The 20,599-nt window shown below is 69.9% G+C and carries 18 protein-coding genes; 8 read left to right on the top strand and 10 right to left on the bottom strand.

Annotated features, from left to right (window positions below; genetic code table 11):
• Positions 1 to 27: 27 nt before the first annotated feature.
• Positions 28 to 861, top strand: a complete 834-nt coding sequence (locus OG828_RS03610) for an enoyl-CoA hydratase/isomerase family protein (protein WP_328500063.1) — start codon at positions 28 to 30, stop codon at positions 859 to 861.
• Between the two features lie 279 nt (positions 862 to 1,140).
• Positions 1,141 to 1,938 (top strand): SDR family NAD(P)-dependent oxidoreductase, encoded by a 798-nt coding sequence (locus OG828_RS03605; protein WP_328500062.1) that lies wholly within the window; start codon positions 1,141 to 1,143, stop codon positions 1,936 to 1,938.
• Positions 1,939 to 2,029: 91 nt separating this feature from the next.
• Here the strand turns inward: OG828_RS03605 and OG828_RS03600 are convergent, their stop codons facing one another.
• Positions 2,030 to 3,427, bottom strand: coding sequence for a pyridoxal phosphate-dependent decarboxylase family protein (locus tag OG828_RS03600; RefSeq protein WP_328500061.1), 1,398 nt, complete (start codon positions 3,425 to 3,427; stop codon positions 2,030 to 2,032).
• A 183-nt stretch (positions 3,428 to 3,610) separates the two neighbouring features.
• On the opposite strand from OG828_RS03600, the gene OG828_RS03595 reads away from it, so the two are divergent.
• On the top strand, positions 3,611 to 4,306 hold the full coding sequence (locus tag OG828_RS03595; protein WP_328371558.1) for a L,D-transpeptidase family protein: 696 nt from the start codon (positions 3,611 to 3,613) through the stop codon (positions 4,304 to 4,306).
• Positions 4,307 to 4,334: 28 nt separating this feature from the next.
• On the opposite strand, the gene OG828_RS03590 is transcribed toward OG828_RS03595, so the two are convergent.
• Genes OG828_RS03590 through OG828_RS03575 form a run of 4 tightly spaced genes read right to left on the bottom strand, consistent with a single transcriptional unit; the run spans position 4,335 to position 8,816 of the window.
• Positions 4,335 to 5,537, bottom strand: a complete 1,203-nt coding sequence (locus tag OG828_RS03590; RefSeq protein ID WP_328371555.1) for a Gfo/Idh/MocA family protein — start codon at positions 5,535 to 5,537, stop codon at positions 4,335 to 4,337.
• 14 nt (positions 5,538 to 5,551) lie between these two features.
• Positions 5,552 to 6,901 (bottom strand): ABC transporter substrate-binding protein, encoded by a 1,350-nt coding sequence (locus OG828_RS03585; RefSeq protein ID WP_328500060.1) that lies wholly within the window; start codon positions 6,899 to 6,901, stop codon positions 5,552 to 5,554.
• 10 nt (positions 6,902 to 6,911) lie between these two features.
• Entirely contained in the window at positions 6,912 to 7,832 is a 921-nt protein-coding gene (locus tag OG828_RS03580; RefSeq protein ID WP_328436542.1) for a carbohydrate ABC transporter permease, read from the bottom strand.
• 18 nt (positions 7,833 to 7,850) lie between these two features.
• The gene (locus OG828_RS03575) at positions 7,851 to 8,816 is read right to left on the bottom strand and encodes a carbohydrate ABC transporter permease (protein ID WP_328350059.1); all 966 of its coding nucleotides are present in this window, start codon (positions 8,814 to 8,816) and stop codon (positions 7,851 to 7,853) included.
• A gap of 159 nt (positions 8,817 to 8,975) precedes the next feature.
• On the opposite strand from OG828_RS03575, the gene OG828_RS03570 reads away from it, so the two are divergent.
• Both OG828_RS03570 and OG828_RS03565 read left to right on the top strand, forming a co-directional pair.
• The gene (locus tag OG828_RS03570) at positions 8,976 to 10,136 is read left to right on the top strand and encodes an ROK family transcriptional regulator (RefSeq protein WP_328350057.1); all 1,161 of its coding nucleotides are present in this window, start codon (positions 8,976 to 8,978) and stop codon (positions 10,134 to 10,136) included.
• Positions 10,137 to 10,209: 73 nt separating this feature from the next.
• Positions 10,210 to 10,395 (top strand): hypothetical protein, encoded by a 186-nt coding sequence (locus tag OG828_RS03565; RefSeq protein WP_210570168.1) that lies wholly within the window; start codon positions 10,210 to 10,212, stop codon positions 10,393 to 10,395.
• Between the two features lie 57 nt (positions 10,396 to 10,452).
• Here OG828_RS03565 and OG828_RS03560 read toward each other — a convergent pair whose 3' ends face one another.
• Both OG828_RS03560 and OG828_RS03555 read right to left on the bottom strand, forming a co-directional pair.
• The gene (locus OG828_RS03560) at positions 10,453 to 11,838 is read right to left on the bottom strand and encodes a S1 family peptidase (protein WP_328350055.1); all 1,386 of its coding nucleotides are present in this window, start codon (positions 11,836 to 11,838) and stop codon (positions 10,453 to 10,455) included.
• A 96-nt stretch (positions 11,839 to 11,934) separates the two neighbouring features.
• Entirely contained in the window at positions 11,935 to 12,966 is a 1,032-nt protein-coding gene (locus OG828_RS03555) for a hypothetical protein (RefSeq protein ID WP_328500059.1), read from the bottom strand.
• Positions 12,967 to 12,991: 25 nt separating this feature from the next.
• Between OG828_RS03555 and OG828_RS03550 the strand changes: the two genes are divergently transcribed.
• Positions 12,992 to 14,170: a MalY/PatB family protein gene (locus tag OG828_RS03550; RefSeq protein WP_328500058.1), complete on the top strand. Its 1,179-nt coding sequence runs from the start codon at positions 12,992 to 12,994 to the stop codon at positions 14,168 to 14,170.
• 24 nt (positions 14,171 to 14,194) lie between these two features.
• Positions 14,195 to 14,593, top strand: coding sequence for a PPOX class F420-dependent oxidoreductase (locus OG828_RS03545; RefSeq protein ID WP_328436538.1), 399 nt, complete (start codon positions 14,195 to 14,197; stop codon positions 14,591 to 14,593).
• A gap of 82 nt (positions 14,594 to 14,675) precedes the next feature.
• On the opposite strand, the gene OG828_RS03540 is transcribed toward OG828_RS03545, so the two are convergent.
• On the bottom strand, positions 14,676 to 17,450 hold the full coding sequence (locus OG828_RS03540) for a hypothetical protein (RefSeq protein WP_328500057.1): 2,775 nt from the start codon (positions 17,448 to 17,450) through the stop codon (positions 14,676 to 14,678).
• A gap of 173 nt (positions 17,451 to 17,623) precedes the next feature.
• Between OG828_RS03540 and OG828_RS03535 the strand changes: the two genes are divergently transcribed.
• Positions 17,624 to 18,976, top strand: coding sequence for a Gfo/Idh/MocA family protein (locus OG828_RS03535; protein WP_328500056.1), 1,353 nt, complete (start codon positions 17,624 to 17,626; stop codon positions 18,974 to 18,976).
• A 177-nt stretch (positions 18,977 to 19,153) separates the two neighbouring features.
• Here OG828_RS03535 and OG828_RS03530 read toward each other — a convergent pair whose 3' ends face one another.
• Together OG828_RS03530 and OG828_RS03525 are read right to left on the bottom strand one after the other, a co-directional pair.
• Positions 19,154 to 19,567, bottom strand: coding sequence for a Zn-ribbon domain-containing OB-fold protein (locus tag OG828_RS03530; protein ID WP_328350044.1), 414 nt, complete (start codon positions 19,565 to 19,567; stop codon positions 19,154 to 19,156).
• Positions 19,568 to 19,727: 160 nt separating this feature from the next.
• Positions 19,728 to 20,405 carry a TetR family transcriptional regulator gene (locus OG828_RS03525; protein ID WP_328504794.1) on the bottom strand — a complete coding sequence of 226 codons (678 nt, stop codon included), beginning with the start codon at positions 20,403 to 20,405 and terminating at the stop codon, positions 19,728 to 19,730.
• Between the last annotated feature and the right edge of the window lie 194 nt (positions 20,406 to 20,599).

Here is a 20,599-nt window from a genome sequence, read left to right as displayed (position 1 = left end):
GCCTAGCGGTAACCAATGGAGAACCTCATGACGAACGATGCCTACTCGACCCTGCGCCTGAGCAGCGAACACGGCGTCGCCCGGATCGTCCTCGACAATCCCCCGGTGAACGCGCTCGGAACGACGATGATGCGTGAGCTGCGGACGGTGCTGACGGGCCTCAAGGACGATCCTTCCGTCCGCGTGATCGTCTTCTCGAGCGCCGACCCGGAATTCTTCATTGCTCACGTGGACATGCACGTCGGGGAAGAGATGGACGTCCTCCAGGAACTCGCCGCATCCGCGCCGGCGGACGTCAACGTGTTCCAGGCGATCGGTGAACTGATCCGCCACCAGCCCCAGGTGACCATCGTGAAGCTCGCCGGGAAGGCCCGCGGAGGCGGAGCGGAATTCGTGGCCGCAGCGGACATGGCATTCGCCGCCACCGAGACCGCTGGACTCGGTCAGATCGAAGCACTCATGGGCATCATCCCCGGCGGAGGCGGAACGCAGTACCTCCGGGACCGCATGGGCCGCAACCGCGCACTGGAAGTGATCCTCACCGCCGACTTGTTCGATGCCGAGACCGCGGCGTCCTACGGATGGATCAACCGGGCCCTGCCGGTCGACGAACTCGACGAGTACGTCGACCGTATCGCCCGTAACATCGCCGCGCTGCCCGACGGTGTCATCGAAGCAGCCAAGCACTCGCTGCCCGCCGATGACTTCACGGAAGGACTCCTCCGTGAGAACGACGCTTGGGCTTCTACGTTCAGTCTGCCGGCCGCTCAGCATCTGATCAGCGGGGGCCTGCGGGACGGGGCACAAACACCGGCCGGCGAACGCGACCTTGAGGGACTGATGCGCAGCGTCGCGCGCTGACTGCCGGACGGGCACATGCCACATCGCACGCGGGCGCGGACGAACGTGGCTCGCGTCAGATGCCTGTTGGGCGAGCTCGGTGTGTGCTGCTCGGCCCGCTGGGCGGTCTCAACGAACTCGCGCAGCAATTTCCAGCGAGAGATCCGCCGTTCGCAAACAGGTTCAAAGGGGCGCGGGGCTGTATCGATATGCGGCTCCGCCGCGTGGGCGCGACCAGTCCCCACCGGCCTGGCGGTAAATGACCCGCGCAACTCCACCGAAGCGCTTAGGTTCTGGTTCATGACGCACACAACACGCTTCCAAGGCTACGGAGTCCTCGTCACCGGCGCGGCCCGGGGTATCGGTGCGGCCGTCTCCCGGAGGCTCGCCGAGGAGGGCGCACGCGTACTCGTCACCGACAGGGACGGGCCGGAAGCGGACAAGACGGCGTCGGCGCTGCGTGAAGTGGGCCTGACCGCCGAGGCGTTGGTGTGCGATGTCGCGGACCGCGCCTCGGTGGAGGCGGCCGTCGCGCACGCCGTCGAGTCCTTCGAGTCCCTCGATGTCCTGGTCAACAGCGCCGCCTGCTGCACCGCCGACACCACCCTCTTCGAGGACGGCCCGGACGAGGCGTGGGACCGCGACATCGACATCACCCTGACCGGCGCCTACCGCTGCTGCCGCGCCGCCCTGCCTCACCTGGCCGCCTCCGGGCGCGGCGCGATCGTCAGCATCGGCTCGGTCAACGGCGCCTACGACTTCGGCAACCACGCCTACAGCGCCGCCAAGGCGGGCCTCGCCTCTCTGACCCGCACGCTCGCCGGGCACGCCGCGCCGCGCGGAGTCCGCGTCAACCTGGTGATGCCGGGCACGGTGCGTACGTCCGCCTGGGAGGGCCGGGACGACGAACTCGACGCGGTGCGGCCGCTGTATCCCCTGGGTCGTGTCGGCGAACCGGAGGACATCGCTGCGGCCGTCGCCTTTCTCGCGTCCCGCGACGCGGCGTGGATCACCGGTACGACTCTGGCCGTCGACGGGGGGATCACGGCTGTCAACACCGGGTTCCGTACGGTGATTCGGCGACCCGGAGACGTGTGAGCGCTGCGCTGGGTTGTTTGTCGTCTGCGGCGCCGTCGTGGCTGGTCGCGCCCACGCGGCGGAGCCGCACATCGATACAGCCCCGCGCCCCTTACGGGGCGCTGCTGAACGCCGAGCTAATCGCGTCCACGATCCTGTCCACATCCGCCTCGGACGTGCGCCAGTTGGAGAACGCGGCCCGCAGGCCGGGAGTTCCCCTGTACACGGTCGGCGTCAGGAATGCCTCGCCCGACTCGGTGACCGCCTGCGCCAGGGCGTTCACCCGCTCGCGGGTCGGCTCGTCGGTCAGGGTGAAGCAGACGACGTTGAGGCGGACGGGCGCGAGGAGTTGGAGGCCGTCCAGGTCGGCGAGGCGGTCACCGAGGTCGCGGGCGAGGGCGACGGTGCGCTCGACGATCTCGCGGTGCCCCTCACGGCCGTATGCCATCAGGGAGAACCACGCCGGCAGGGCGCGCAGCCGGCGTGAGCTCTCCGGGGTGAGATGGAGGAAGTCGGGGTCCTGGGTGGGCAGTCCGATGTACTGGGACGCGTTGTGGAAGACCCTGACCTGGAGGTCCTGGCGGCGGGTGAACTGGACGGCCGCGTCGTAGGGCACGTTGAGCCACTTGTGCAGGTCGACGCAGACCGAGTCGGCGGCGTCGAGACCGTCGACGAGATGGGCGTACGCGGGGGAGAGGGCGGCGAAACCGCCGAACGCGGCATCGACGTGGAGCCAGAAGTCGTACCGCTCCTTGAGCGCGGCGACGGCCCGCAGGTCGTCGAAGTCGACGGTGTTCACGGTGCCGGCGTTGGCCACGACGATCGCCGGACGCCCGTCCAGTGCTTCGAGCGCGTCGGCGAGCCGGTCGACGTCCACGGCCTCGCGGTTGCCGGGCAGGAGCGGCACCGGACGCAGCCGGTCCCGGCCGATGCCGAGGACGGACAGCGCCTTGAGGACGGTGGAGTGCGCGCTGCCGGACAGCACCTCGACGGGGCCGAGCGCCCCGACGCCGTCCCGGGCCACGGAGACACCGGCACGCTCGCCGAGCCATTCCCTCGCGACGGCGAGTCCCACCAGGTTGGACGCGGTCGCACCGGTCACGAACGCGCCGCTGTGCGCCTGGCTCAGCCCGAACAGCTCCCTGAGCCAGCTCACCGTCTCCCGTTCCAGGGCGGTCGCCCACGAGTCGGCGGCATTGATCGCGTTCTGGTCGTACGTGCTCGTCAGCCAGTCCCCGGCGAGCGCGGCCGGCGTCGCCCCGCCCGTCACGAACCCGAGATAGCGCGGGCCCGCCGAACCGGACATACCCGGCGCCCACCGCTCGGCGAACCGCGTAAGAGCCGCCTGGGCGCCGACCCCGTCGGCCGGGAGGTGCGCGCGGTCGGGTGCCTTGCCCAGGCGTACGACCGGACGCTCGGCCATCCCCGCCAGCTCCCGGGCGGCCAGGTCACGGACGGACTGCAGGAGTTCGGGAAGCCGGGCGAGGTCCTCGGCGAGTGCGCGCTGCATGAACGCAGCGTAGGCGGGGCAGGACAGCAGGGCGCGGTCCAATCCGGGGTGACTGGCCCCGAATCCGCCCACACGCGGAATGTCACCGTTTTGTCGCGGTGCGTGGCCCACCACAACCGAATCCGCCCGACGCCGGTCTAGCTGGTGGCAAACGACACGCACATTCGTATGAAGGGCCAGGCCATGGGGGACATACGCAGACGGGGAGCCGTCGCACTCGGGATCACCGGACTGGTGGCACCGCTCACGATCGCGCTGGGCGCCACGCCCGCGCAGGCCGCGAGCTGCACCACACAGACCGGCCCGTATCAGAAGCAGGTGGAGAAGTTCCTCGGCCGCCCGGTCGACGGCAAGCAGTCCGCCGCCGACTGCAAGGCCATCCAGAACTTCCAGACCAAGCACGGCATCACGCCGAACATCGGCTACGCGGGTCCCGTCACCTGGGGCGTGATGGACTTGATGAACAAGCAGAAGGCCGTCGGCAACAACCCCAACAAGGCCGGCAAGTGCCCGGTGAACAAGGGCCGCATCGCCTGTGTGAACCTCTCCCTCCAGCTGAGCTGGATCCAGGACGGCAAGAAGCTCGTCTACGGTCCGGTGCCGGTCCGCACCGGTCGCAACGGCTACGAGACCCGCACCGGCCTGAAGAAGATCTACTGGCGGAACATCGACCACGTGTCGACCATCTACGACGTCCCCATGCCCTACGCCCAGTTCTTCGACGGCGGCCAGGCCTTCCACTCCGCCGGCGTCAGCATGTGGAACCCGCCCGGCTCGCACGGCTGCGTCAACATGACCAAGACCGTCGCCAAGAAGTACTGGTCGCTGCTGAAGAAGGGCGACGACGTCTTCGTGTACGGCCGCAAGCCGGGCACCTGACGCACGGTGCCCGGCCCGCCGGGACGCGTCACTGAGCGGGCGCGTCCCCGAAGTCCGGGATCTCCAGCCTGGCCCCGCCCTGCCGCGCCGACTCGTGCGCGACGATGCCCGGCAGGGTGTAGCGGGCGGCGACCCACGCGTTCACCGACGGCAGGCTCCGCGTGTTGACCGCGGTCACGAAGTCGTCGACCAGGAAGTGGTGGCTGCCCTCATGGCCGTTGTGCAGATGGTCGAACTCCCGGGGCAGCCGCGACCGGTCGTGCACCGGAGCCGAACCGGAGGTGAAGGCGGCCCGCAGGTCGGGGGCGATGTGCTGCAGTGACGGATCGTCAGGAGACAGTGTGGGCTTGGGTTCCAGTAGCTCGCTGATGTCCTTGACGCCCTTCTTGTCCTGCCAGAAGGCCACCGTCGCCAGCTGTTCCATGCTCGCCTCCGTCCCGAAGAAACGGAAACGCGACTCCCGGATGTGGGACGGATAACCGACCCGCCGGAACTCGTTCGTACGGAACGAACCGCCGCCCGCCACCTCGAACAGCGCGGTCGCGTTGGAGACGTCGTTGCCGAACTGGCTGACCTGCTGGTCGAAGACACCGTCCGCGCGCTCGTCGCGCACCCCGATCGCCGACACGCTCACCGCATGCGTCTGCCAGGCGCCCAGTACCCCGCCCACCGAGTGCGTCGGATACAGCAGCGGGGGATAGGACGCGGTCGCCTTCCAGTTCTCGCCGCCGCTGTACTGGTACGCCTCGTAGAACCCCAGATCCATGTCGTGGACGTAGTCGCCCTCGGCGTAGAAGATCCGTCCGAAGGCGCCCTCGGCGATCTGGTTGCGGGCGTGGACCGTGGCCGGGTTGTACTGGCTGGTCTCGCCCATCATGTACGTCAGTCCGGTCGCCTTGACCGCGTCGATGATCGCCGCTATCTCCTCCGTGGTGATCGCCATGGGGACGGCGGAGTAGACATGCTTGCCGGCGTTCAGGCCCTGGAGGACCAGCGGGCCGTGGGTCCAGCGCTGGGTGAAGATCGCGACCGCGTCGACCGCGTTCGACTCGAGCATGGCTTCGTACGAGGGGAAGGTCCCGGCCAGTCCCTGCGCGGCGGCGAGTTGCTCGGCCCGCTCGGGCAGCAGATCGGTGACGTAGACGTCGCCGACACCGGGGTGGGCGTGGAACAGCGTGGCGAACTGGCCGGAGAACTGGCCGGCGCCGACGATGCCGAGGGAGAACGTCATGAAATGCGTGCCCTTCACTGGGAGAGGATCAGGTTGATCTGGTCGTTGGTCTGGTCGAGGCTGCTCACGGGCTTGCCGTTGCCGTAGATGTCCTCCATCGCGGGCTCCATCAGCGCCTGTACGTCCGCCGCATAGCCGGTGATTGGGTAGGAGAAGGTGGTGAAGTCCTTCTTGTCGGCCACCGGTTCGGTGAACGCCGAGACGTCGATGCCCTTCTTCTCGTACGCCGCCACCGCGGCGTCCGTGCCGTCGGGCGTGGCCGGGAAGACAATGCCGGAACGGCCCACCGTCGTCTGGCACTCGTTCGACGCCAGGTACTTCACCCACTTCTTGGCGCCGGCCTTGTTGCGGGCGTTCTTGGTGATGGAGTCGGCGAGGCCGTTCATCATCGTGGCGCGCTTGCCGGTGGGGCCCTCGGGCGTGAGGGCGGTGCGGATCTTCATGCCCTTGAAGCCGGCGTACGTCGAGATCATCCACGCCCCGTCCAGCGAGGACGCCGCCTTGCCCGCGGCCACCTGGACGTTGCCCTCGTTGGACTGGGAGTTGTAGTCGGAGAGCGGTGCCATGTAGCCCTTCTTCGCCAGGCCGAAGAACCACTTGATGACTGACTGGAAGGTCTTGTCGTCGTACTGGTACTCGGTGCCCCACCGCTTCTTGTCGGTGTAGCTCCAGCCCGCGGAGGCGGCGAAGCTGCTCCACTGGGTCTGGCCGTCGGCGTAGCCACCGCCCTTGGACGCCAGGCCGTACACCTTGACGTTGTTCTTGTCGAAGCCGGGCTCGTCGCCGCGTTTGCCGTTCTTGTCGACCGTGAGATGGGCGATGGCTTTCTCGAAGGAACCGCCGTCCTTCGGGTTCCAGGACAGGTTGCCCAGCTGCTCGCCGGTGAGACCGGCGTCCTGCGCCATCTTCTCGTTGTAGAAGAGGGCGACGGTGTCCCAGTCCTTCGGGGCGCCGTAGCGGTGGCCGTCCTGGCCGATCCAGTTGGCGGCCAGGCCTGGCTGGTAGTCGGAGTCCTTGATGCCGAGGTCGTCGAGCGGCTCCAGCACCTGAAGGTCGGCGAACTGGCCGAACTTCTGGATGTGGTCGGTGAAGACGTCGGGCTGGGTGCCCGCGATGAAGCTCGCGGTGAGCTTGGTCCAGTAGTCGTCCCAGCCCATCTGGGTGATCTGGACGTTCAGACCCGGGTTCTGCTTCTCGAAGTCCTTGGCGCAGGCCTCGTAGGCGGGCAGCTGGTTGGCGTCCCACAGCCAGTACGTCACCGTGTTCGAGGACGAGCCGGTGCCGCCGTCCTGGGCACACCCGGCCGTCAGGGACAGCGCCAGGGCCACGGCCAGCGCCCCGACCGTACGGAATCGAAATCGCATGACCATTCCCTCACTTGAGCCCGGTGAAGCTGATGGAGCTGACGATGCGGCGTGCGAAGAAGCCGAACAGCACGAGCATCGGCAGGGCCGCGATGAGCGTCGCCGCCATGAGCCCCGACCAGTCGATGCCGGACTGCGGGGTCTGCGCCCGGAACATGGCCAGCGCCACGGTCAGCACGCGCGAGCTGTCGCTGTAGGAGACCATCAGCGGCCAGAAGTAGTCGTTCCACGAGGTGATGTACGTCAGCACGGCCAGGGTCATGACCGGTGTGGACGCCATCGGCAACAGCACCCGGAAGAAGACGCGCACCTTGCCTGCACCGTCGAGGAGCGCCGCCTCCTCGACCTCCTTGGGGACGTTCATGAAGAACTGGCGCAGGAAGAACACCGCGAACGGCGTCATGAACATCGTCGGCAGCGCGATGCCCAACAGGTTGTCCACCAGGCCGAGTTCCTTGATGAGCACGAAGTTCGGCAGCAGCGTGAAGATGGTCGGCACCATCAACCCGGCCAGGAACAGGGCGAAGACCGTGTCCCGGCCCCGCCAGCGCAGCCGCGCGAAGGCGTAGGCGGCCATCGCGGAGAAGAAGATCTGGCAGGTGGTGATCAGCGTCGAGACGAGCACGGAGTTGAGCAGATAGCGCCAGAACTTCAGCCCGCCGCCGGCGCCGCCCTGCGCGACCGCCTCCTCGGTGGACTGCAGGCCGAGCGCCCGCTCGAAACCGCCGAGGGTCAGGTCGACCGGCAGCGGATCGGCCGGTTGGGCGTTCAGCCCCGGGTTGGAGGAGAGGGCGGTGCGCAGGATCCAGTAGAACGGCACCAGGGTGATGAGCACGATCGCGACCATCACCGTCCAGGCCGCGACCCGCCCGAAGGAGGGCCTGCGCCGTGCGGGCCGTACGGTCGTCGTCGTTTCTGCCACGGCAGCCATGTCGGCGTCTCCCTTCCGTCAGCCGAGGTCGGTCTGGCCGGCCCGGGTGAGCCGGTACTGGAGGATGGTGATCGCGCTCAGCACCACGAGCAGGGCTACCGACATCGCGGAGGCGTAGCCGAACTGGAAGCGGCCGAAGGCGGAGTCGTAGATGTAGAGCTGGAGCACGTTGGTGGCGTTGGCCGGTCCGCCGTCGGTCGTCACCGCGACCGTGTCGAACACCTGGAACGAACCGATCACCGTCATGATCAGCACGACCGCCAGAACCGGACGCAGCAGCGGCATCGTGATCCGCCAGAACATCCGCCACTCGCTGGCGCCGTCCACCTTCGCGGCCTCGTACATGTCGTTCGGGATGGCCATGAGCCCCGCGAACAGCAGCAGCGCGGTGTAGCCGACGTGCCGCCAGACGTTGATCATGGCGATCGTCGGGATCGCCCAGGTCTCGTCGGCCAGGAACGGGATGCGGTCGAAACCGAGGCCCACGATGATCTCGTTGCCGATGCCGAGCTGGGTGTCCAGGATCCAGAGCCAGACGATGCCCGCGACGACGTTCGACATCAGATACGGCGCCAGCACGATCCCGCGCAGCACCGACGACTGCGTCAGCCGCTGGAGCAGCACGGCGATGGCGAGCGCCGCCACCGTCTGCACGCCGATGTTGAGGATCACGTACTCGACGGTGACCCAGAGCGAGTTCCAGAAGATCGGGTCGTTGACCATCCGGACGTAGTTGTCCAGGCCCACCCACTCCGCCGGTGTCAGCAGGTTGAAGTCGGTGAAGCTCAGGTAGATGCCGCGCAAGGTGGGCCAGAGCAGGAAGACCAGGAAACCCAGCATGGCCGGGGCGAGGAACACCGCGGCCAGCCGTCCGTCACCTGGTTTCTCACTGGCTTTCGCCCGGTTCGTGCTCGGCCTGGTCCGTGCCCCCTCCGCGGCGCCCGGTGGCAGACGCGACGGTGGGCTGCTGGAGGCGATGGTCATCGGAGACTCCCTCGTCTGCGGCTCGTCCTCGGCCACTTACTTTTGTGGCGGAAGAATCCTGGCGTCAAGAGGCGTGCAAACATCTTTTCCAGGGCGGCGCGACACCATAGAGTTGGCCATGTTGATTTCGCTGCAAAAGAATCTCCGGGGGGCGACCTCATGACCGCAGCAGCCGCCAGCTGGCTTCCGCTGAGTCCGGGCGAGCGCTCGGTGGCGATCGAGGTGCTCGTCCACGGCCCGCTGTCGCGCACCGAACTCGCCCGGCGGCTGGACCTGTCGGCGGGCAGCCTCACCCGGCTGACCAAGCCGCTGCTGGAGTCCGGCCTGCTGATCGAGGCCCCCGAGACGGCCGCCCTGCCCGAGGTCCGCCAGGGGCGCCCCTCGCAGCCCCTCGACGTCGTCGCCGAGTCCCGCTCCTTCATCGGCTTCAAGATCACCGAAGACATGGTCTACGGCGTCGTCACCACCCTCAGAAGCGAGATCGTCGCCCGCCATGACCGCCCGCTCACCACGCACGACCCCGCCGGGGTCGCCGACCTGCTGCGGGAGATGACCGGGGAACTGGCCCGCACCCACCCCCGGCTCGCCGGGATCGGCATCGGTGTCGGCGGGCTCGTCCAGGACCGGACCATGGTGGGGGAGTCGCCGTTCCTGCAGTGGCGGGACGTGCCCCTGGCCGAGCTCGTCGAGGAGCGCACCGGGCTGCCGGTCGTCGTCGAGAACGACGTCGCCGCCCTCGTCGAGGCCGAGACCTGGTTCGGCGCAGGCCGCGGACTCGACCGGTTCGTCGTCCTCACCATCGGCGCCGGCATCGGGTACGGGCTCGTCCTGGGCGGCAAGCGGGTGCCCTACGCCGAGGAGGACCGCGGCTTCGGCCGCCACTGGATCATCAACCCCAACGGGCCGCTCACCCCCGACGGCGCACGCGGCAGCGCGGTCTCGCTGCTCACCATCCCCAACATCCGCTACCAGGTGCGGGCCGCCACGGGTGAGGACCGGACGTACGAGGAGATCCTCGCCCTCGCCGCCGCAGGCGAACCCATGCCCGCCCGCGTCATCGACGAGGCCGCGCGCGCCCTCGGCACGATCGTCGCCCAGATCTCCAACTTCGCGATGCCGCAGAAGATCGTGCTCGCCGGGGAGGGGGTCGGCCTGATGGACGTCGCCGGGAAGACCGTCGACGAGGCGATCAGGGCCAACCGGCATCCGCTGGCCGCGCCCGTCGACCTGGAGACCAAGGTGTCCGACTTTCACGACTGGGCGCGCGGGGCCGCCGTACTGGCGATCCAGGTGCTGGTTCTAGGGGCGGTTGAAAGATGACGTGATCAGCAACACGGTCCGGTATGTCCGGAATGCCCATGGTGACTCACGGGGCCTTCACCTCTGGAGCCGTATGCTTCACAGCATGTCCACCACTGTTGAACCCGCCTCCGCACGGACGGCTGACGAGGTCAACGAGGAGATCCGGGCCCTGTGGCGCCGGTCGGGCGGGACACTGAGCGGCGAGCAGCGCGAGAAGTACCAGTTGCTCGTCCTGGAGTGGGCCGCCGCGGCCCCGCAGCCGGCGAGGGCGGCCTGAGCATCCCCATCCGCTGAAGGCCGCCGCGCGTCAGCGGCGGCCCGGATTCCCCCCTCGTCAGCTCCACGTAGCCGAGTAATAGCGCTGGTAGGCCTTGCGGTCCTGTTCCGCGCGGATGAACCGCGTGGCCACCAGCGCGATCAGGCTGCCGCCCATGACCAGCAGACCCGGGCCGATGTTCCGGGGATTCGCGAGCCGCGACAGCAGCGTCGACGCGTCCACGATGCCCTCCACCGGAGCCGACGACCCGGGCGACGCATCGCCGGGAGCGGCCGCGCCCTGCGTGCCACCGGCACCGGCGGACGGCTCCGCCGACGGCGAAGCGCTCTGCCCGCCGCCCGCCGGAGCGGCCACCAGCAGTTTCAGACCAAGCTCGCCCAGCGCCTTCGTCACCGGCTGGAAGAACGTCGTACCGCCCGACGTGCAGTCGCCGCTGCCGCCCGAGGTCACGCCCAGGGCGACCCCCTCGGAGAACATCGGCCCGCCGCTGTCACCGGCTTCGGCGCACACGTTCGTCTCGATCAGGCCGCTGACCGTGCCCTCGGGGTAGTTGACGGTGGCGTTGACCGCCGTCACCTCACCGTCCTGGAGCCCGGTCGTGCTGCCGCTGCGGAACACCTTCTGCCCGACGGACGCCTCGCCCAGGCCCGTGATCCGTACGCCCCGCCCCTCGCCGATGGAGACGACGTCGGCGCCGTCGCCCGCGCGGCCGTTCGCGTACTGGACCAGCGAGTAGTCGTCGCCGGGGAAGCTCTGTGTGGTCGTCCTGCCCACCTGCTCCCTGCCCCCGTTGTCGGAGAACCAGACGGAACCGGTGGGCCCGCAGTGCCCGGCGGTGAGGATGAAGTCGCGCTGGCCGTCGGTCACGTTGAAGCCCGCGGAGCAGCGGCCCGCGGTGGACAGGATCGGCTGCGCCCCGTTGATGCGGGTCGTGAAGGTGCCCTCGGTGCGCTCCATGCGCACCGAGCCGCCGATGGCGTCGGCGATCTCGTTCAGCTCGTTCCACTCGGCGGTGGAGACGGTGCGGTCGGCGCGCACCACGACCTCGTTGGACCGGTAGTCCACGGCCCACGCCGTACCGGGCACCTTGGGCGTCGAACCCAGCGTCGATGTGGCCGACTTGAGGTCGCGCATGCTGTAGCGCACCATCTTGGCCTCGGCCCCCGCCCGCTTGACCTCGGCGGCGGCCTCCTCGTCGGTGACCGCGACGACCGACCGGCCCTGGGCGTCGACCCAGCTGCCCGCCGTACGGGACGTACCGAGCCGGGACACCAGCCCGGCGCCCGTGTCGCCCGCGGCCTGCGCCAACGTACGGGGCAGTTCGGCGCCGTCGGACGGCTCACTCGCCACCGCCCGCGTCACCATCGTGCCTCCCAGGAGGAGTCCGCCGACCGCCGCCAGACGTGCCACTCGCCGGACGACTCGTCGTCGTGCGTGCCTCATGCATGGCTCCCGAACCAGAACAACGCGGTGTCAACACCACGAGGCACTCCGTTAGTTGAGCGCCCTCCCTAGGTACGTGGCTCGGCCCCGGGGCGTTCAGAGGATCGGTGATCCTTTCAGGGCGCGCGGCTCGTCCATGCTGTCGTCCACCGGTCCGAGCCGCTCCCAGCTGCGCTCGTCGCCCCAGATGGACGCCGCGTCCACGTAAGGGCGTACCAGCGCCGTGAGGACGGGGTCGCCGTGTCCGTTCAGCTCGTCGGAGGCGATCTTGCGGGCGATTCCGGCGAGGAAGTCGGCCAGCTGCACGCGCGGATCCAGCCCCGCCTGGACGAGCCGCAGCCCGCCGAGCCCGAACCCGGCCTGCCGCGCCGACTCCTCGATCCAGGCGATGCGGTCCGACGTGAGCATGTTCTGCCGGTCGTGGACCAACCGCACCAGCCGGCCGCCCGCGCTCCAGTACGCGGCGGTGTGGACGATCGCGGGCAGCAGCGGATTGAGAAGGGGAATGAGGGTCGGACCGTTGAGAATTCCCGCCCGATAGGAATCCGCACGGGAGCGTGCCGCCGCGAGCCGCTCCAGGGTTCCCGCCAGTTCCGTACCGGAATGTGTTCGCAGCAGTCCGTGGACCGTTCGGAAGAACGTCTCGACCGGCAGCTGTGGCTCTCCGTCGTTCCTGACCCGCAGCAATTGGTTCGCCGCCTCGAGGAATTTCCGCCAGCCGTCCGCCCCGAAAGTCCGAGGCCCCTGCCGGAACAGCACCACGGCCGAGGATCTGTCGCCGAGCAGCAGGTCGACGGCCCGGTCCACCACGAAGAACGCCTTCTCGGTGAGATGCACATGCGCGTGCCCATGGATCGGGCCTGAGGGCGCGAGCAGCCATTCCAGTACCGCGCGGTGTTTCTCCCGCAGGAGATGGTTCGCCTTGTACTCCTCCGCGGGCGAACGGATCCGGTCTCTTATCTCCTGCACGAATCCGGCCGCGGAGTCCATGGGCAGCAGCACGCTGCCGTGTGCGAAGACATCGGTGTTCCCGCCGGTGAGATTCTCCCCGTCCGAACCCGACTCGTCGCAGGCCACCTCGGGAATCCCGTCGACCGCCACCGTCCGTCCCCCGTGATTCCACGTCACGCCACAGCCCCCTATCTTGTGCTCCATGACCAGGATCCCGCACGAAACGTCCGGCGAACCGAATCCGCTGCAAGCCCTCACTCTCGACCGTCTCCGACGCCGTACGAGCATGAAATGGCGCACCTACCCCGACGACGTGCTGCCGCTGTGGGTGGCCGAGATGGACGTGCCGCTCGCCGAACCCGTCGTCCGCGCGATCACCGACGCGCTCACGCTGGGGGACACCGGGTATCCCGCGGGCACCGCCTACGCCGAGGCGCTGGCCGACTTCGCCGGCAAGCGGTGGGCCTGGGACAGGCTCGGGGTGGAGCGCACCGCGATCGTGCCCGATGTGATGCTGGGTGTCGTCGAGATGATCAAACTGGTCACCGGTCCCGGGGATCCGGTGGTGGTGAATTCACCCGTGTATCCGCCGTTCTTCCAGTTCGTGGAGCACATGGACCGGCGGGTGCTTCAGGCCCCGCTGGGTGCGGACCTGCGGATCGACCTCGGGACGCTGGAGGAGGTCTTCCGGCAGGCGGTCACGGACGGTGGACGCGCCGCCTACCTGCTGTGCAGCCCGCACAACCCGACGGGCACGGTGCACACCGCCGACGAGCTGGCCGCGATCGCCGCTCTCGCCGACCGGTACGGCGTGCGTGTCGTCGCCGACGAGATCCACGCGCCGCTCGTCGCCGGCGGCGTCGACTTCGTGCCGTATCTCAGCGTGCCTGGCAGCGAGTACGGCCTGTCGCTGATGTCGGCCTCGAAGGCGTGGAACCTGGCCGGGCTCAAGGCCGCGCTCGCGATCGCGGGCCCCGCTGCCGCCGCCGACCTCGCCCGGCTTCCCGAGGAGGTCAGCCACGGCCCGAGCCACCTCGGCGTCATCGCCCACACCGCCGCCCTGCGCGACGGCACCGCCTGGCTGGACGCGCTGCTCGCCGGCCTCGACGACAACCGGCGCCTGCTCGCCGACCTGCTGGCCGAGCACCTCCCCGCGATCCGCTACCGCCCGGGCGAGGCCACCTATCTCGCCTGGTTCGACTGCCGCCCGCTCGGCCTCGGGGACGACCCGGCGCAGGTCTTCCTGGAGCGCGGGCGCGTGGCGCTGAACTCGGGGATCCCGTTCGGCACGGGCGGGGCGGGACACGTACGCCTGAATCTGGGGACGTCGCCGGAGGTACTGGAGGAGGCGATACGACGGATCGCGGCGGTGTCGGGGTGAGGTGACCGGCCTAGACTCGCCGTCATGGACGACACGGCGTTGGAGCGGCTCGGTGCGGGCAAGTACCTGCTGATCACCAGCTATCGCAGGAACGGCACTCCGGTCGCCACCCCGGTGTGGGTGGTGCGCGACGGGGACACACTCGGCGTCTGGTCCGTCGCCGACTCCTGGAAGGTCAAGCGGATCCGGGCACGCGGCGATGTCCTCGTCGGCCCCTGCGACGCGCGCGGCAACCCGACCGGCGACCAGATCCCGGCCACCGCCGAGATCTGCGACGAGGCCACCACGGCGCGTTACCGCGCACTCCTCGCCCGCAAGTACCCCATCGTCGGGCGCCTCACCCTGCTCGGCAGCAGGGTGAGGCGCGGCCTGAAAGGGACTGTCGGCATCCGTGTGACGCCGACCAAGCGCTCCGCTGGGTAGTGCCGCGATGTGCCGTCGGTTGGGTGCGGCACCGTCGTGGCTGGTCGCGCAGTTCCCCGCGCCCCTTTCGGGGCGCTTCTGCTTAGGACGCGTCCAGTACCGTCCCGCTGATCACCGCCCCGTCGGGCTGCGGCTCGCCGGAGTCGTCGGCCTGCCGGAAGCGGACCGACTCCTCGGGCTCGGTGGCCGTGTCCTTGAGTGTGGGCAGGGACACGTCTACGGAGGTCTGGCCCGCCGGGACGCTCATCCAGAAGTACAGGCCCTCCAGCTGGGAGAGCGGGCGCTCCGGGTCCGGCGACTCACCCGAGTACTCCTCGATCCACCGCGGGTCGACGTCCTTCGTGGACAGCTCGGCGCCACCGGTCACCGGCTCCACGCGGAACAGGGGCGAGATCTCCGTGTCGGCGGGCTCGGACAGGGTCACCTGCCACGTCAGCGGCCGGCCCTCGGTCACCCGGTCGGCGACCGGCGTGACACCGATCGTCGGCACGGGGTCGTCGTTCACCGCGGTCACACCGCCCACGTACGAGCCGATCACCGAGTTCCGGACCGCCTTCACCAGCACGTCGTGCGTCATGTCGTACGAGAAGCGGGTGTTCCCCTCGACCTTCACCGGTACGTCGATGTCGTTGCCGCCGGGCCGTACCGTGACGAGCCGTTCCTCGCTGTTCCCGGTGTCCGGGTTCACGACGTACACCCGGACCTGGCCGCTGCCCTGTCCGGACACCCGCACGGGAACCCGGTAGGTCCGCACGCCCGAGTCGCCCTCGTCCACGGTGAGGCGGCCGATGTCGACGCGCGGCAGCGTGGCCTCGCGGACCGCGGGTGTGCCGGGGCGCCAGCCCCAGGCGTCCATCAGCCAGGCCTTCCCGGACCCGGAACGCGGCGTCAGCTGCAGGGAGTTGATGTGCCGCAGATCGAGACCGGCGCGGGCGGCCGCCGCCAGGGATACGCGGACCTCGCGGGCCCAGTACGAGGCGGTCCGCTCACTGCCGGGCAGCCCGTCCACGCGGACCCGGCCCAGGGTGGCCCGTCGCCCGGAGGCGTCGGCGATGGCCACGTCCAGCTGGGTGCCGGTGGTGTTGGGCGGCACGATCACACGCAGCGTCAGCCCCTTCGCCCCGCCGAGGGACAGCGGCTTGTCGGTCCGCACCCGGGCCGCGGACCCCGGCTCGGACCAGCGCAGCGCCACCGCACGGCGCCCGGACTCCGGTCCGGCCCCCCACCAGGGCACGAAGTGCGGGGAGGAGCCCGGGGTTTCACGGTCCAGGCAGGTCACGGCCGGGTCGGGGTCGGTGACGGAGCACAGCTTCGCGCCCGTGACGGAGACCTTGCCGCTGTCCGGCAGGAACCCGGCACGGCGGTTCGCGCCGACCGCGTGTGTGAGGACGCGCGCGGGGTCCGCCGAGGGTGCCCGCTTGCCCGAGCCGTCCAGCAGCGGCCGTACCCGGTCGTCGCCGGCGACGAACAGCCTGGCCGCCGCCGCGATGTACGTGGCGCCCGCCTTGTGCTGCTGGTCGGCCGTCAGCCGGGTCCGGGTGCCCGGCGAGCACACCGGGTCCGGCTGCTCCTCGTCGTCGTAGAAGTCGTCGTCCGCGGGCGCCTGGGCCTGGCCCGGCGTCCACTCGCTGTTGAAGAAGTTGTGGTTGGCGCCGACCATGTAGACGGCGCTGTGCAGGGCGCTGCCCCGGCTGACGCCGCGGGTGCCGTCGACGTACACCTCGCCCTGGAGATCGGAGACATCGCCGTCACAGCCCGGCAGGATCGTCAGGGACGGCACATCGGGGACCGGGTTCTGGCCGAAGATCGTCGGGCCGATGAGCACGGTGCCACGGATGTGCCAGCGCACCCGGCCGTGGTAGCCGTCCTGCTGGGCGGGCGGCGGGTAGAGACTGTCCATCGCGGCCCGGTTGACGCCCTCGCCGCCGCGGGAGTGGCCGACCAGGAGGACCCGCGAGAGGTCCGTCTTCGGCGCCTTGCGTACGATCGCCGGGGCCGCGTCCGGGTGCCCGGCCCAGTCGGCCCAGCGGGCGAGATGCTGCCGCACCAGCGACGAACGGGCCTGCGCGCCGCCGTCCTCGGCCGCGAAGTCCTGGCCGTTGACGCCGTTGGCCGAGATCGACACCGTCACATAGCCCTGCGAGGCCAGCAGCTTCTGGTCGCGCAGATAGCCGCGATGGCTCGGGATCGACTTCATGCCGGCCGGGCAGGGCCAGTCGCCGGTCACGTCCTCGTTGCCCTTGTAGCAGGTGCCATGACGGCCGTGCAGGAAGAGCGCGAGCGGGCGCTTGCCGGTGGCGCCGGTCGGTGCCACCACCACGGCCTGCATCTCCACGGGGTGCGGGAAGTCGGGCAGCTTCACGGAGTCGAGCTTGTACTCGCCGGAGACCGTCCGGTACGAGCCCGGCTTGCCCGGGTCGACGGAGTTGGCCGGCAGTGCGGCAGGCGGGTTCGCCAGCGCGGGAGAGCGCCGGTCCTGCCGCTCCTCCTCGGCGACCCCGGCCGCGTCCAACCGCCGCCCGCCGGACAGGACTTGAAGGTCCTTCGCGGAGTTCAGCGGTGCGGCGTCGAGGTCAAGGCGGAACGTACGGCCGTCCCGGCCGGGCACCGGTATGCCCAGCAGCCGGTCGCCGTCGTAGAACTCGACCCGCGCGTCACCCATGGGCACCGGCTCGGCCGACCTCCACACCAACTGCCGGTCCAGGCCCTCACCGGTGACCTGCCAGCCCGGTGGAAGGTCCGCCGACACCGAGAGCGGGGCCGGTCCGGCCGGCTGCGCCTGCGCCAGTCCTGGTGTTGCCCCCACCACTGCGAGCACCGCCGCAGCGGTCACCCATATTCGCCGGGCACGTAACACCGTTGTCCTCCTCCGCGCTGGGCTCGGGCCCTCCGGCTGCTCCGGACGGCCCTCACGCCACGGAGGACGGCGTGTGTGGTCTGTGGGTTGCCTGTGAAGAGGGGACAAGCGGGGGTGGGACAGCAGGAGTTGGCCCAGGACTGGCCGGGACGGTCAGCGGGAAGGGCTTGATCATGAGCCGATCAACTCCCCTGCGCGCGGCCGTCGTCGGTACCGGCCACCGCGCCCAGACCTTCACCCGCGCCCTCGCCGAACGCCCCGGCCACCGGATCGTCGCCCTCTGTGACCCCAACCCCACCCGGATGGCCTTCCACAACCGGCTGCTGACCGCCGCCGGCGAACCGCCCGCCAACCAGTGGGAACCCGAGCAGTTCACCGACCTGCTGGTCAAGGAGGACATCGATGAGGTCGTCGTCACCACCGTCGACGCCGAGCACGACCGCTACATCGTCCCCGCACTGAAGGCGGGCTGCCGGGTCGTCACCGAGAAGCCAATGACCGTCGACACCCAGCGCTGCGCCCGCATCCTGGACACCGTCCGGGAGACGGGCAACTCCCTCACCGTCGCCTTCAACTACCGCTTCAACCCCGTGCACGAGAAGGTGCGCACCCTGCTCGCGGACGGCGCGATCGGCGAGATCCTGTCCGTCCACTTCGAGTGGCTGCTCGACGTACGCCACGGCGCCGACTACTTCCGTCGCTGGCACCGGGAGAAGCGGCACAGCGGCGGACTCATGGTGCACAAGTCCTCGCACCACTTCGACCTGGTCAACTGGTGGCTCGCCGACGAGCCCGCCGAGGTCTTCGGCTACGGCAGGCTCGGCTTCTACGGCCATGAGGCGGGCGCCCGTCACGGACTGCGCCGGGAGTACGAGCGCGCCCACGGCGCCACGGCAGCCGCCGACGACCCCTTCGCCCTGGACCTCGCGGCCAACGACACCCTGCGCGCGCTCTATCTCGACGCGGAACAGGACGACGGCTACCTCCGCGACCGCAACGTCTTCGGCGGGCCGATCACCATCGAGGACGACATGGCCGTCCTCGTCCGCTACCTGCGGGGCGCCACGATGACGTACCACCTGACGGCCTACTCCCCGTGGGAGGGCTACCGGGTCATGTTCAACGGCAGCGCCGGCCGCCTGGAACTCGAGGTCGAGGAGAGCAACTGGCAGCCGCCGGTGACCCGGATCGCCTCCCACACCGGCGCCCTGCACGGGGACACGGCAGCCGAACACGCGGGCGGCGTACGGCTCACCCTGCGTCCGTTGTGGCAGCCGCCGAAGGAGATCGACGTGGAGACCGCGCACGAGGCCCACGGCGGGGGAGACCCGCGCATGCTCGCCGCGCTCTTCGGGCCGGTCCGCCCCGGGGATCCGGTGACCGGCGGCGTGGCGGCGGCACGGCCGGCCACGGAACGGGACGGGGCGCTGGCTCTGGCGGTCGGGCTCGCCGCCAACTCATGCTTCGAGTCGGGGCGTCCGGTGGCGGTGCGGGATCTGATACCCGGTCTGTACGGCGAGCCCTGAGCGGCTCCGGCGAAGTCCGCCGCGGTTCGGCAGCGCCCCAAAGGGGCGCGGGGCTGTATCAATTTGCGGCTCCGCCGCGATGGGGATCCCCCCGCTCGAGCGCATTCGAGAGTGGGGGAGCGACCAGCCACAACGGACCCGCAGCGACACACCGGCCTTCCAGCGGAGCGCTTCGCGTCAGCTCCAGGCCCGGTACGGCTCGTCGACCAGCTGGAACACCGGCTCGCCGCGGACGGGGTCCTTGGCCGTCGACAGCCGGACCCGGTCGCCGCTGTGGATGCCGATCGGTGGGCCGATGACCCGGCCGCGCACCACGAACCCCTCGGCCATCTCGACCAGGGACACATTGCGCGCGGCGGGGGTGTTGCGGTGCACCACGGACGAGTGGCGGACCGTGCCGACGCCCTCGCTGCGCTCTGTGCGCAGGTCGCTGCCCTGGCAGACCGGACAGAGCAGTCGGTGGTACATGGCGGTGCCGCACCAGGTGCAGCGCTGGTAGAGGAGGGCATCCGCGTCCCGGGGCGCGGGGTCGAGAAGGCCCGCCGCGGAGCCGGCTGTCGGACGGGCAACGCTTCCTGAGTGGTGGTACACGCTGTCAACTCCCTGCACTCGGCCGGAATCCCGCGTGCGCGGGTCGCCCGTGCACGCACGTGCCCGGTTCACCGTGCCACCGTGCACAGCCTCAGCGTATGGCACTCAGTGCCACTCGTAAAGGTACTGAGTGCCCCCGGATGTGGAAGGGCTGTGGGGATCAGTCGCGTCCGAGCGTGGACTCGATCTCCTGGACGACCCGCCACAGGGGCGCTCCCCGGCGGGAGACGACGACCACGACGTCCTCCGGCTGCTCGCCCGCGAGCGGGGCGGAGGGAGTCGGGGACGCGCCGAACGCGGACTGTACGTACCCGAGCGCGTGGTCCACGGCCGAGTCCGCGTCGTCCTGTCCGTCCGAACGCAGCCAGGAGCGCAGGGCGTTGTTGTGCGCCGCGACCACGGCCGCCGCGATCACGTCGGCCTGCAGCGTCCCGTCCCGCCGGCCGGCGAACCGTCCGCGCAGATACTCGGCGAGGGCGCGCTCGTAGCGCCACACCACCGACAGCTCGTACGCCCTCAGCCCCGGCACCTTCTTGGTGAGGCGGTAGCGCTGCACCGAGAAGGTCGGGTTCTCGGCATACATGCGCAGCACCAGCCGGGCCGCGTCGCAGACCCGGCGCACCGGCTCGTCGTCCTCGTCGCCGGCGGCGAGGAAGGCCGTCATGTCCGCCAGGCACCGTTCGTGGTCGGGGAAGACCACGTCCTCCTTCGAGGGGAAGTAACGGAAGAACGAGCGCCGCCCCACCCCCGCCAGCGCCACGATGTCGTCGACGGTGGTCTGCTCGTAGCCCCGCTCCAGGAACAGCTGGAAGGCCGCCGCGACCAGGGCGTCCCGCATGGGCGGTTTCACGGTGGAGCTCATGGTCGGGAACGTAGCACCCGAGACGAGGGTGTGGCACTCAGTGCGCTGCGGAGGGGGAACTGAGTGCGCTGGAAAAACGTGGGCTGACAGATCGACGTCGCGGCGGTTACGGTGTCGGGGATGAAGACCTTCTCCTCGTACGGATTGGGGGAATCATTCGCGCAAGGTGA

Origin of the sequence: Streptomyces sp. NBC_00457, assembly GCF_036014015.1 — a bacterium.
In the GTDB taxonomy this organism is placed as follows: Bacteria; Actinomycetota; Actinomycetes; order Streptomycetales; family Streptomycetaceae; genus Streptomyces.
Note: the sequence above shows the minus strand (reverse complement) of the source record. Positions and strands in the feature narration are given on the sequence as shown.